This is a genomic window from Streptomyces sp. RP5T, assembly GCF_003933965.1.
In the GTDB taxonomy this organism is placed as follows: Bacteria; Actinomycetota; Actinomycetes; order Streptomycetales; family Streptomycetaceae; genus Streptomyces.
This window is the reverse complement of sequence record NZ_RSAJ01000245.1, coordinates 1-12127: the sequence shown is the minus strand read 5'-3', so window position 1 is coordinate 12127 and position 12127 is coordinate 1. Positions and strand designations below refer to the sequence as shown.

The following is a 12127-nucleotide window of genomic DNA, read 5'->3' as shown; positions in this document are numbered from 1 at the left end:
GGTGGAGGCAGGGGCCGGGGTCGCGGTCGGGGACGTGTCCATGCGCCCAGGATAGCTCTTGCGAGCAATTTAGTTGTGCACAATTGAATTGTGTGCTCTACTTGTGGCCGTGCGGCGGCCGCGGAAGAGCCGCCGGAACAGGACTTCGAGAGGGATGGGTCACATGGACGCGCTGTACACCGCTGTCGCCACCGCCACCCACGGCCGTGACGGCCGCGCCTACACGAACGACGGCAAGATCGACGTCGCTCTGGCCCCGCCGGTGGAGCTGGGCGGCAACGGACAGGGCACCAACCCGGAGCAGCTCTTCGCCGCCGGTTACGCCGCCTGCTTCGGCAGCGCCCTCGGCCTCGTCGGCCGCCAGGCCAAGGTGGACGTCAGCGACGCCGCCGTCACCGCCGAGGTCGGCATAGGCAAGCAGGGCGAGGGCTTCGGCCTCAAGGTCGCCCTCCGCGTCGAACTCCCCGACACCGTGGACGCCGAGACCGGCCGCAAGCTGGTCGAGCAGGCCCACCAGGTCTGCCCCTACTCCAACGCCACCCGCGGCAACATCGAGGTGGACCTCGTCATCGAGTAGTCCCGGCAAGAAGCGCGCGCCCCGGGCGGGGTGCCGCCGGTCACTCGGCGACGGCCCGCCCGGACCCCCAGCATCGTCGGGTCCGCCTCGCTCCGGTCCAGCTCGCCTGAAGCCGACTGCCCGATACACCCCCCTCAACTCCCCACTATCGGCACCCACTCCCGAACCGCCCGCACCTCGACCCCCGGAGTGGACCGGTAGTACGGATCCGCCTCCAGGATCTCCTCCAACTCCGCCCGGTCCACCGCGAAGACCAGCATCGCGCCCTGGTCGTCCGCCCACGGCCCGGCGGCGAACAGTCGCCCCTCGGCGTGCAGGCGGCCGAGCGCCGCGCGGTGAGCGGGCCGGGCGGCAAGGCGTTCGGGCGCGGATGTGAAGGCGAGTTCCACGACAAGCACGAGGTCCCCTTTCCGGGACGGCGGTCCGACGCGACGACGCTAGGCTCGGCCCGCCGCGCCGGTCTGTATCGGCCGATACAGCGAGGGAGGGAAGCGCCGCCGTGCCCCCAGCCGACTGGCGGCGACTGCGGGACGTCCCGCTGTTCGCCGCGCTCCCCGAGCCCGGCCTGCGCCGCCTGTGGGACACCTCGGTCCCCCGCGCCTACTCCCCCGGCGAGATCCTGCGCGCCCAGGGCTCCCCCGCCGACCACCTGCTCGTACTGCTCGACGGCACCGTCTCCGCGTCCGCCACGACCGCCGGCGGACGCGTCCTGCGGTTCGGGACCTGGGACGGACCCTGCGCCCTCGACAAGGTCGCGCTGCTCGACGGAGCCGGCCACACGGCCACCTTCACCGCGCTCACACCGTGTGCCGTACGAGCCGTTCCACGCGCCCGCTTCACGACCCTGCTCGACGACTCCGCGGCCGTACGCGCCCACGTCTTCCGGCTCCTCGCCGCCCAGGCCCGCGCCCAGCAGGAACGGCTCACCGACACGGTCACCCTGCCCTGCGAGGCCCGCCTCGCGGCCTGGCTCCTGGACGGACTGAGCCGGCACGGCAGCGACGGTCACGTCCCCCTGCCCGGCGGCCAGCGCGAACTCGCCGACCTTCTCGGCGTCACCCGCGTCACCGTCAACCGTGCACTGTCCCGGCTCCGGCGGGACGGGCTGATCGGGCCCACGGAGAACGGCGGCGGGAGCGGCGGCGGCAGCGGGAGAAGACGGATTCGGGTGCTCGCACCGGAACTCCTCGCCCTGCGCACGGCACCGCGCCCGGCGGCGGACGGCCACGGCCGCACGGTCTGAGGCTTCAGAGGGCCTTCAGCGCCTCCGTCGTGGCTCGGGCCAGCGCCGCGAGGTACCCCTTCGGCAGCTTCGGGCTGCGGATCACCACCGAGCGCCAGTACAGGGGGCCGGAGATCAGGTCGAGGGCCAGTTCGTCGTTGAAGCCCGTCCGGAGTTCCCCACGCTGCTCCGCCGCCGAGATGATCTTGCTGGCGACGCCCTCCTGCCCCTTCTGCAACGCGTTCTGCAGGGCCTCGGCGATCTCCGGGTTACGGGCCGCCTCGGCCTGGAGGTCCGGGATGATCTGCGAGGCCACCGGGTGCCGCAGCGCCCGGGAGGTCACCTCGTACAGCATCCGCAGATCGTCCTCCAGCGAGCCGGTGGCCGGCACCGGCAGGCCCATCACCGCGATCTCCGACACCACGTCGAGGACCAGGTGCAGCTTGGAACGCCAGCGGCGGTACACCGCGGTCTTGCCGACTCCCGCACGGCGCGCGATGCCCTCGATCGACATCCGCGCGTACCCCACAGCCGCTAGCTCCTCGAAAACGGCTGCCCGAATGGCTTCCGTCACATCCTCACGGAGTACGGCGGCTCCTGCCGGGGCACGGCGGCGCGTACGGGTCTGCGGCGCGTCGGCGTTGGTCGTCATGCGGACAGCATAGGGCGTAGCGACGAAACGGTGCCGTTCCGACGCGGAGCCGTCGGGACGAAACGGTAGCGGCCCGGTGGGACGCGTTACGTCGGGACGGTATCGTCCCGACGTCATGCGACACGACGCAACAGTATCGTCCCGACGCGCGCGGCCACGACGAAACGGTTTCGTCCCAACGCCCGCCCGTCGCGACGAAACGGTTGCGTTCCGACGCTCGTTCGTCCTACGCTCACGTTGCGACGATACGGTCCCGTCCCGACGTAAGAAAACGTGAAGAGTCTCGTAAGGAAACGCCGGACGACGGGCGCGCAGACCGCAAGCGCACCACCCCCACCCCCCGAGCGAAAGCAACGGATGTGAGCCAGGTCCTCGACACACCGCCCCCGACAGCGCCCCCGGCCGACGAAGACCTCTCGGCCCTGGCCGCCCGGTACGGCCTCGCGGTCAGCGGCGCCCGTCCCTCCCTGCCCGACTACGTCCGTCAGTTGTGGGCACGGCGTCACTTCATCACCGCGTTCTCGACCGCCAAGCTCACCGCGCAGTACAGCCAGGCGAAGCTCGGCCAGGTCTGGCAGGTGATGACCCCGCTGCTGAACGCGGCGGTCTACTACTTCATCTTCGGCGTGCTGTTGGGCACCAAGAGGAACGTGCCGGACTATGTGCCGTTCCTCGTCACGGGCGTGTTCATCTGGACGTTCACCCAGAGTTCGATCATGGCGGGCACCCGCGCGATCTCCGGCAACCTCGGTCTCGTGCGCGCCCTGCACTTCCCGCGGGCCGCGCTGCCGATCTCGTTCGCGCTCCAGCAGCTCCAGCAGCTGCTGTTCTCCATGGCCGCCCTGGTGGTGATCCTGCTCTGCTTCGGTGTCCCGGTCGCCGCGTCCTGGCTGCTGGCGGTCCCGGCGCTGGTGCTGCAGTCCACGTTCAACGCGGGCGTCTCGATGATCATGGCGCGGATGGGCGCCAAGACACCCGACATCGCGCAGCTGATGCCCTTCGTCCTGCGCACCTGGATGTATGTCTCCGGCGTGATGTGGAGCATCGACAAGCTGGCCAAGGGGCACCACGACTGGCCGTCCTGGCTGGTCCCGGTCCTCCAGGCCAACCCGGCCGCCGTCTACATCGACCTGATGCGCTACGCCCTGATCGACAGCTTCCACGGGAGCCAGCTGCCGCATCACGTGTGGGCGATCGCGGTGGGCTGGGCGCTGCTCGCCGGCGTCGGCGGCTTCATCTACTTCTGGAAGGCTGAGGAGACGTACGGCCGTGGCTGACACCGAGATGGACAAGATCCCCACCGTCGTCGTCGACGGCGTCGACATCGTCTACCGCGTCAACGGCACCGGCGCCGGCAAGGGCTCCGCCACCGCCGCCCTCAACCGCATGCTGCGCCGGGGGCAGGCCGAGAAGGCGGCGGGCGTGCGCAAGGTGCACGCCGTCAGGAACGTGTCGTTCGTGGCCTACAAGGGCGAGGCGATCGGCCTGATCGGCACCAACGGTTCCGGCAAGTCGACCCTGCTCAAGGCGGTCGCGGGCCTGCTCCCGGTGGAGAACGGCCGTATCTACACCGACGGTCAGCCCTCCCTGCTCGGCGTCAACGCGGCCCTGATGAACGACCTCACCGGCGAGCGCAACGTCCACCTCGGCGGCCTCGCCATGGGCATGTCCCGCGAGCAGGTCAGGGACCGCTACCAGGAGATCGTCGACTTCTCCGGCATCAACGAGAAGGGCGACTTCATCACGCTCCCGATGCGGACGTACTCCTCCGGCATGGCCGCCCGTCTGCGCTTCTCCATCGCCGCCGCCAAGGACCACGACGTCCTCCTCATCGACGAGGCCCTCGCCACCGGCGACCGCTCCTTCCAGAAGCGCTCCGAGCAGCGCATCCGCGAACTGCGCAAGCACGCGGGCACGGTGTTCCTGGTGAGCCACAGCAACAAGTCGATCCGTGACACCTGCGACCGGGTGCTGTGGCTGGAGCGCGGCGAACTGCGCATGGACGGCCCCACCGACGAGGTCCTGGCGGCCTACGAGGACTTCACCGGCGGCCCCGACAAGGCGAAGGCGAAGCCGAAGGTCGCCGCCTGAGAATCCGTACGGGACGTGCGGGACGGGCGGGACAGCCGTCCCGGACGACCGAGGGCGCCCCGGGCCGTGCGGCCCGGGGCGCCCTCGTCGTCGTACCGCTTACGAGTGCTGCCGCAGCAGGGTCCTCATCGTGCGCATCGCCACCGACAGGTTGGCGAGGTCGAACGAGTCCGAGCTGCGGATCTCCTCCAGGGTGGTGCGCGCCCGGCTCAGGATCGGGGCGTTCTTCTCCTCCCAGGCCGTGAAGCGCTCCTCGGGCGTGGACGTGCCGTTGCCCACCGCCAGGACGTCGGCGGTCAGGGCCGCGTGGGCCGCGTAGAGGTCCTCGCGGATGGAGGCGCGGGCCATGGACTGCCAGCGGTCGGCGCGGGGCAGCTCGATGATGCGGTCCATGAGCTGGGTGATGTGCAGACGGTCGGCGAGGTCGTAGTACACCTCGGCGACGTCCATCGGGTCCTTGCCCATGCGGTCGGCCACCGAGACGATGTCCAGCGTCGGGAAGGCCGAGGAGAATCCGGCCACGCGCGTGGCGAGTTCGTCCGGGACGCCCGCGCCGCTGAGCTCGTCGTAGATCTTCTGGTACCACTCCAGGTCGGCGCCCCGCAGCAGCTTCGGCAGCTGTGCCCACACCTGCTCGACGCGGTCGCCGAAGAACTCGACGGTCTCGGCGAGCTGGAGCGGCTGCGGCCGGTTGTTGAGCAGCCAGCGCGTGCCGCGCTCGACGAGGCGGCGCGAGTGGAGGCGGATCCTCGTCAGTACGGCGGCCTCGACCTTGTTGTCGAGCGACTCGACCCCGTCCCACACCACGCCGGAGCGGAAGATCGCGCGGGCCACGGTCTGCGCCCGGACGATCTCCTCCAACGAGGCGCCGGTCTCCTCGCGCAGGCGGTGCAGGTAGGTCGTACCGCCGGTGTTGACCGTGTCGTTGACCAGGACGGTCGTGGTGATCTCGCGGTGCAGCGGGTGGTTGTCGATGTGCTCGGGGAACTTCTCGCGCAGCGCGGCCGGGAAGTACGTGTGCAGCAGGCCGTGCAGGTAGGGGTCGTCCGGGAGCGAGGTGTGCAGCAGCTCCTCGGCGACCGTGATCTTCGTGTACGCCAGGAGGACGGCCGTCTCCGGGCTGGTCAGGCCCTGCGCGGCACCGAGGCGTTCACGGATCTGGCGGTCGGTGGGCAGGAACTCCAGGGCCCGGTCGAGGTGGCCCTCGCGCACCAGGTGGCGCATGAAGCGCTGCTGGGCGTGGAGCATGTCCTTGGACTGGGCGAGCGCGTTGGCGATCGCGGTGTTCTGCGCGTAGTTGTTGCGCAGGACCAGGCGGCCGACCTCGTCGGTCATCTCGGCGAGCAGCTTGTTGCGCTGCTTGACGGTCATGTCGCCCTCGGCGACCAGGCCGTTGAGCAGGATCTTGATGTTCACCTCGTGGTCGGAGGTGTCCACGCCCGCGCTGTTGTCGATGGCGTCGGTGTTGATCTTGCCGCCGTGCAGCGCGAACTCGATCCGGCCGAGCTGGGTCAGGCCCAGGTTGCCGCCCTCGCCGACGACCCGTACCCGCAGGTCGGCGCCGTCGACGCGGATGGGGTCGTTGGCCTTGTCGCCGACGTCCGCGTGGGTCTCCGTGGAGGCCTTCACGTACGTGCCGATGCCGCCGTTCCACAGCAGGTCCACCGGCGCCTTGAGGATCGCTTTCATCAGGTCGGCCGGGGTCATCTTGGCGACCTTGTCCTCGATGCCGAGGGCCTCGCGGATGTGGGCGTTGACCGGGATGGACTTGGCGGTGCGGGGAAAGACGCCGCCGCCCGTGGAGATCAGCTCGGTGTCGTAGTCGGCCCAGCTGGAGCGCGGCAGTTCGAAGACGCGGCGGCGCTCGGCGTAGGAGGTGGCCGCGTCGGGCTTCGGGTCGATGAAGATGTGCCGGTGGTCGAAGGCGGCGACCAGGCGGATGTGCTCGCTGAGCAGCATGCCGTTGCCGAACACGTCACCGGACATGTCACCGATGCCGACGACGGTGAAGTCCTCGGACTGGGTGTCGAGGTCCAGTTCCCGGAAGTGCCGCTTGACGGACTCCCAGGCACCGCGGGCGGTGATGCCCATGCCCTTGTGGTCGTAGCCGGCCGAGCCACCGGAGGCGAAGGCGTCGCCGAGCCAGAAGTTGTACTGCTCGGCCACCCCGTTGGCGATGTCCGAGAAGGTCGCGGTGCCCTTGTCGGCGGCGACGACCAGGTAGGTGTCGTCCTCGTCGTGGCGGACGACGTCCGCCGGGGGCACGACCTCGCCGGCCACCATGTTGTCGGTGATGTCGAGCAGCGCCGAGATGAACGTCTTGTAGCTGGCGATGCCCTCGGCCATCCACGCGTCCCGGTCGACGGCCGGGTCGGGCAGCTGCTTGGCGACGAAGCCGCCCTTGGCGCCGACCGGCACGATGACGGTGTTCTTGACCATCTGCGCCTTGACCAGGCCGAGGATCTCGGTGCGGAAGTCCTCACGCCGGTCGGACCAGCGCAGTCCGCCGCGCGCGACCTTGCCGAAGCGCAGGTGCACGCCCTCGACGCGCGGCGAGTAGACCCAGATCTCGAACGCCGGGCGCGGGGCCGGGAGGTCGGGGATGGCCCGCGGGTCGAACTTCATGGAGACGTAGTCGTGCGGGTTGCCGCCCGCGGCCTCCTGGAAGAAGTTGGTGCGCAGGGTCGCCTTGATGACGGTCAGGAAGGAGCGCAGGATCCTGTCCTCGTCCAGCGAGGCCACCTGGTCGAGCGCCGCGTCGAGCTCCTCCATGAGGGCGTCGACGAGTTCGTGGCCGGCGCGCTGGCGGTCGGGCGACATCCGCGCCTCGAACAGGGAGACGAGCAGCCGGGTGGTGTGGACGTTGTGGCGGAGGGTGTCCTCCATGTAGTCCTGGCTGAACGTCGAGCCTGCCTGGCGCAGGTACTTGGCGTACGCCCGCAGCACCATCGCCTGACGCCAGTTCAGGCCGGCGCTCAGCACCAGGGCGTTGAAGCCGTCGTTCTCCGCCTTGCCGGTCCAGGTGGCGGCGAAGGCCTCCTGGAAGCGCTCGCGGCCGTCGTCGCCGAGGTAGTCGCCGCCGCCGTTCTGCGACTTGGGCATGCGCAGGCCGAAGTCGTAGATCCAGGCGACGCTGCGGTCCGTGCAGCGCAGTTCGTACGGCCGCTCGTCCGTCACCTCGACGCCGAGCCGGTTGAGCACCGGCAGGACGGCGGACAGGGAGATCGCCTCGCCCTTGCGGTAGATCTTGAAGCGGCGCTCCTCGGGGGCGGCGCCCACCGGCTCGTACAGGCTGAGCGCGAAGTCGTTCTCCTCGCCGAGCCGCTCCACGTGGACGAGGTCGGCGACCGCGGAGCGCGGGGTGTGGTCGGCCTTGTAGCCCTCGGGGAAGGCGCCGCCGTAGCGGCGCGACAGCTCGGCGGCGCGCTCTTCGCCCAGCTCGGCGTTGAGCGCCTCGGCGAAGCCGTCGGCCCAGGAGCGGGCGGCCTCGACCAGGCGGGCCTCGATGCGCTCCTTGTCGCTGTCGCTGAGCTGCGGCAGCTCGGTGCCCTGCGGAACGCGGACCACGAAGTGCAGCCGGGACAGGATCGACTCCGTGTTCCAGGCGGTGAAGTCGACGCTGATGCCGCCCAGTTCCTCCTTGAGGATGTCGATGATCCTCAGGCGGACGCCGGTGGTGTAGCGGTCACGGGGCAGGTAGACGAGGGCCGAGTAGTAGCGGCCGTACTCGTCCTGGCGCAGGTAGAGGCGCAGCCGCCGCCGCTCCTGGAGGTACAGGACGGACGTGGCGATGGACTCCAGCTCGTCGGCCGGGGTCTGGAAGAGCTCGTCGCGCGGGTAGGTCTCCAGGATCTGGAGCAGGTCGCGGCCGTCGTGGCTGTTGGGCGAGAAACCGGCCCTTTCGAGCACCTCGTCCACCTTGCGCCGAATGACCGGAACGCGGCGCACCGACTCGGTGTAGGCGGCGGAGGAGAACAGTCCGAGGAAGCGCCGCTCACCGATCACATTGCCGTCGGCGTCGAACTTCTTGACCCCGATGTAGTCGAGGTACGAGGGCCTGTGCACGGTGGCCCGGCTGTTGGCCTTGGTCAGCACCAGCAGCTTGTGCTCACGCGCCTTCGCGCGCGCGTCGGCGGGCAGCCGCTCGAAGGACGGGCTGACCGGGTGGCCCTCCTCGCCGGCGTGGTGCGGGTCGGAGCGCAGGATGCCGAGGCCGGTGCCGGGCACGGCCGCGAGGGAGTCGTCCGGCCTGAGCTGGTACTCGCGGTAGCCGAGGAAGGTGAAGTGGTCGGCGGCCAGCCAGCGCAGCAGCTCGCGGGCCTCCTCGATCTCCATGTCGCGCAGATCGGTGGCGACCGGCTCGGCGGGCAGCTCGTCGGCCATCCGCAGGGCCGCGTCCCGCATCTTCTCCCAGTCCTCGACGGCCTCCCGGACGTCGGACAGGACGCGCAGCAGATCGGCGGTGATCTGCTTCAGGTCACCGCGGTCGGTCTCGCGGTCGATCTCGACGTGGATCCAGGACTCGGTGTGCGCGTCGTGCGGGAGGTCCGCGGCGGAGGGCGGGGCGGTGAGGACCTCGATCAGCTTGCCGGTGACGTCGCGCCGGACGATGACCTGGGGGTGGATGACGACATGGATGCCGCGCCCCTGCCGGGTCAGCTCATTGGTGACGGAGTCGACGAGGAAGGGCATGTCGTCGGTGACGACCTCGACGACCGAGTGGGTGCACGTCCAGCCGTTCTCCTCCACCGTGGGCGTGTGCACCCGCACGTTGGCCGTGCCCTGCGGGCGCGTCTCGCCCAGCCGGAAGTGGGAGAGAGCGGCTCCGTAGACGTCGATCGGGTCGCGGCCGGTGAGGTCTTCCGGGGCCGTGTGCAGGTAGTAGCGCTGGAGGAACGCGAGTACGGTCTCGCTGTCCGGGGTGTCCGGGGTGCGGGCGGTCTCGTCGTCCGTGGTCCCAGTCGGTAGGTGCCCCCCGGCCGGGCTGTTCTCAGCTACCCGTGCGGCCCTCTCGAGCAGCTCGGCCTTGGCTTCGTCCAGCTTGGTCTGCATTGTCCTCTGACTCCTGTCGCGCGCCGTTGCGTGACGTAGAAGGAAGTACGGTCTCTTCCCTTGCGGCTCGACGCCACGGCCCGGGGTCTCCGGTCCGCTCCGACGCTATGCCGCAGGGTGAGATGAGCGGGGGTATATCAGCCATTCTCGGCACGCCCGCCAGGTGTGACGCTGCTCTCTGCCGCGCCGCTGACGAGGGTGCATTCGGCGTCATGAGGGCCCCGACGGCCCCGTCCCGCCCGCGAGGATCAGCGGCCGCCGCCCGGCCACGGAGGTAGTCCGTGCGCACCGGGCGCGGGGCGGGGGCCACAGCGCCCCCGCGAACTATCGCGCTGATCACGCCACCAGGCTATCGCTCATCACAGGGGGGCCGTCATGAGCCGTATGTGTACAAATCCGGGGGTCGAACTTTGACACTCTGCACAGTGTCCACGCCGCATCCGGGCCATGACCTTCTTCCCTTCCCTTCGCACACCCTCTTGGCAAGCACGCCCCCGCGGGTGCACTTTGCCGACATGACCGCAAAAATCCTCATCGTCACCGGTGACGCAGCAGAGTCACTGGAGGTCCTGTACCCCTACCAGCGCCTGCGTGAGGAGGGCTACGACGTGCACATCGCGGCCCCCGACCGCAAGAAGCTCCGCTTCGTCGTCCACGACTTCGAACCCGGCTTCGACACCTACACCGAGAAGCCCGGCTACACCTGGCCCGCCGACCTGGCCTTCGCCGAGGTCGACGCCGGCCAGTACGCCGCGCTCGTCATCCCGGGCGGCCGCGCTCCCGAGTACCTGCGCAACGACCCCGAGCTGCGCAAGATCCTCAAGTCCTTCTTCGACGCGGACAAGCCGGTCGCCCAGATCTGCCACGGTCCGCTGCTCACCGCCGCGATCGACGGCCTCCGCGGCCGCCGCGTCACCGCCTACCCGGCCCTGGAACCCGACATGCAGTCCGCTGGCGCGGCCTTCCAGGACGCCGAGGTGGTCGTCGACGGCACCCTGGTCTCCTCCCGCGCCTGGCCCGACCACTCGGCCTGGATGCGGGAGTTCCTCCAGGTGCTCAGGGCGAAGGCTCCGGTGACCTAGCCGACGGGGTGCGGGATGCCGCCGCGGACACGGAACCGGCGCGAGGGGTCAGGCCGCTGACGGAACCGGCGCGAAGGGTCACGCCGCTATTCGCTCGGCCTCCGCGACCGCCTCAGCCAGGGTGTCCACCACCGGCACCCCCACCCCTTCGAGGCTGGCCCGGCTGTGCGACCCGCCGGTGTACAGCACGGCCCGGGCCCCCACCCGCATCGCGGCCACCGCGTCGTCCGCGGCGTCCCCGATCACCACGGTCCGGGCCGCCTCCACGCCCGCGAGAGCGGCGAGATGCCGCTCCATGTGCTCCGCCTTGCTGCCGCCGGACGGTCCCGTGCGCCCGTCCACCCGCAGGAAGTGCGCCTCGATCCCGAAGCCCCGCACCAACGGCACCAGCTCGTCATGCACGTACATGCTGAGGATGGACTGGCTGCGGCCGGCCGACCGCCACCCCATGAGCAGCTCCACCGCCCCCTCGGTGAGCCCGCATCCCACCCGGTGCTCGGTGTAGTACCGGTGGAAGGTCGCGTCCATGAGCTCCCACTCGGCGTCGGTGGGCAGCCGTCCGAGCAGCCGCTCGTAGAACTTCGGCACCGGCACGCAGTACAGCGCCCGGTACTGCTCCATCGTGATCGGCGCCAGCCCCAGCTCGCCGAACGCCGCGTTCGTCGCTCCGATGATCGCTTCGTTGTCGTGGAACAGCGTGCCGTTCCAGTCCCAGACGATGTGCGCCCCTGTCGGTTTCCCCATGCCAAAAACGTACCCGCCCCCACTGACAATCAAGAGATCAGCAGGTCAAGGTGGGTAAAACCGCGTCGCGGCCCAGCGCGCAGGAGGCTCAGCCGCCCAGCCCCACCAGGTTCGGGATCTCCTGCGTGGCGTACCACAGCAACTCGTGGTCCTCGGCGCCGTCCACGACGAACTGCGCGTCGTCGTCCCCCGCGTCCGCCGCCTCCAGCGCGTCCACGGCGGCCGTGACGTCCTCCACCGCGTCGTCCGAGTCGACGTGCACCGCGGCCGCCTTGGCCAGCCGCACCGGCCCGGCGACCCGCACCTCGCCGAGTGCGGCGGGATCCAGCGCCCGGTCGGGGTCGGCCGCCGCCGCGCCGTCGGCCACGTCGACGGCCACCACGACCCGGCGCCGCGCGGCCCCCGTGTCCGCGGCGAGCAGCCGCAGCGAGGCCAGCCCGGCCCGGTTCAGCGCGGCGTACTCCAGTTCCTCGATGTCGTCGGAGAGGTACCACTCGCGCAGGCCGGGCGTGACGGCGTAGGCGAGGAGCGGTCCGGCCCCGAGCTCACCCGTCTTGTACGCCTCGGCGAGACCGGAGAGGGTCAGGGGGACGTAGACGCGCATGACTGGCCGCTTTCGTGGTCGGGGAACATCGTCGCAGGGGCTCCGCGAAGGCCTTCAGGATACGTGCGGGTGTCCCCTTTCGAGTCCCTGCCCAGACCTCGGC

10 protein-coding genes are annotated in these 12127 nt (G+C 70.3%); 5 read left to right on the top strand and 5 right to left on the bottom strand.

Annotated elements, in window-relative coordinates; all coding sequences use genetic code 11:
• Positions 1-163 precede the first annotated feature (163 nt).
• The gene (locus EHS43_RS24105; protein WP_125192855.1) at positions 164-577 is read left to right on the top strand and encodes an organic hydroperoxide resistance protein; all 414 of its coding nucleotides are present in this window, start codon (positions 164-166) and stop codon (positions 575-577) included.
• Positions 578-711: 134 nt separating this feature from the next.
• Here EHS43_RS24105 and EHS43_RS24100 read toward each other — a convergent pair whose 3' ends face one another.
• On the bottom strand, positions 712-975 hold the full coding sequence (locus EHS43_RS24100; RefSeq protein WP_125192854.1) for a YciI family protein: 264 nt from the start codon (positions 973-975) through the stop codon (positions 712-714).
• 101 nt (positions 976-1076) lie between these two features.
• Here EHS43_RS24100 and EHS43_RS24095 point away from each other — a divergent pair, with 101 nt between their 5' ends.
• Positions 1077-1820 carry a Crp/Fnr family transcriptional regulator gene (locus tag EHS43_RS24095; protein WP_125192853.1) on the top strand — a complete coding sequence of 248 codons (744 nt, stop codon included), beginning with the start codon at positions 1077-1079 and terminating at the stop codon, positions 1818-1820.
• Between the two features lie 4 nt (positions 1821-1824).
• Here EHS43_RS24095 and EHS43_RS24090 read toward each other — a convergent pair whose 3' ends face one another.
• A complete protein-coding gene (locus EHS43_RS24090) occupies positions 1825-2451 on the bottom strand; it encodes a TetR/AcrR family transcriptional regulator (RefSeq protein WP_125192852.1) in 627 nt (208 codons plus the stop codon).
• A 359-nt stretch (positions 2452-2810) separates the two neighbouring features.
• On the opposite strand from EHS43_RS24090, the gene EHS43_RS24085 reads away from it, so the two are divergent.
• Both EHS43_RS24085 and EHS43_RS24080 read left to right on the top strand, forming a co-directional pair.
• The gene (locus tag EHS43_RS24085) at positions 2811-3728 is read left to right on the top strand and encodes an ABC transporter permease (RefSeq protein ID WP_125192851.1); all 918 of its coding nucleotides are present in this window, start codon (positions 2811-2813) and stop codon (positions 3726-3728) included.
• A complete protein-coding gene (locus EHS43_RS24080; protein WP_185806374.1) occupies positions 3721-4542 on the top strand; it encodes an ABC transporter ATP-binding protein in 822 nt (273 codons plus the stop codon). The genes EHS43_RS24085 and EHS43_RS24080 overlap by 8 nt, the downstream gene beginning before the upstream one ends.
• Before the next feature lie 99 nt (positions 4543-4641).
• On the opposite strand, the gene EHS43_RS24075 is transcribed toward EHS43_RS24080, so the two are convergent.
• Complete coding sequence (locus tag EHS43_RS24075; protein WP_125192850.1) at positions 4642-9594, bottom strand: NAD-glutamate dehydrogenase; 4953 nt, start codon at positions 9592-9594, stop codon at positions 4642-4644.
• A gap of 515 nt (positions 9595-10109) precedes the next feature.
• Here EHS43_RS24075 and EHS43_RS24070 point away from each other — a divergent pair.
• Positions 10110-10676 carry a DJ-1/PfpI family protein gene (locus EHS43_RS24070; RefSeq protein WP_125192849.1) on the top strand — a complete coding sequence of 189 codons (567 nt, stop codon included), beginning with the start codon at positions 10110-10112 and terminating at the stop codon, positions 10674-10676.
• Between the two features lie 78 nt (positions 10677-10754).
• On the opposite strand, the gene EHS43_RS24065 is transcribed toward EHS43_RS24070, so the two are convergent.
• Positions 10755-11420, bottom strand: coding sequence for an HAD family hydrolase (locus tag EHS43_RS24065; protein WP_125192848.1), 666 nt, complete (start codon positions 11418-11420; stop codon positions 10755-10757).
• Positions 11421-11508: 88 nt separating this feature from the next.
• Positions 11509-12024 (bottom strand): hypothetical protein, encoded by a 516-nt coding sequence (locus tag EHS43_RS24060; RefSeq protein ID WP_125192847.1) that lies wholly within the window; start codon positions 12022-12024, stop codon positions 11509-11511.
• Positions 12025-12127 lie beyond the last annotated feature (103 nt).

Bases quoted from the DNA above. Each gene is read 5' to 3' on its own strand.
- EHS43_RS24105 (WP_125192855.1), top strand. From the start codon at position 164: ATGGACGCGCTGTACACCGCTGTCGCCACCGCCACCCACGGCCGTGAC.
- EHS43_RS24075 (WP_125192850.1), bottom strand. From the start codon at position 9,594: ATGCAGACCAAGCTGGACGAAGCCAAGGCCGAGCTGCTCGAGAGGGCC.
- EHS43_RS24065 (WP_125192848.1), bottom strand. From the start codon at position 11,420: ATGGGGAAACCGACAGGGGCGCACATCGTCTGGGACTGGAACGGCACG.
- EHS43_RS24060 (WP_125192847.1), bottom strand. From the start codon at position 12,024: ATGCGCGTCTACGTCCCCCTGACCCTCTCCGGTCTCGCCGAGGCGTAC.
- EHS43_RS24090 (WP_125192852.1), bottom strand. From the start codon at position 2,451: ATGACGACCAACGCCGACGCGCCGCAGACCCGTACGCGCCGCCGTGCC.
- EHS43_RS24070 (WP_125192849.1), top strand. From the start codon at position 10,110: ATGACCGCAAAAATCCTCATCGTCACCGGTGACGCAGCAGAGTCACTG.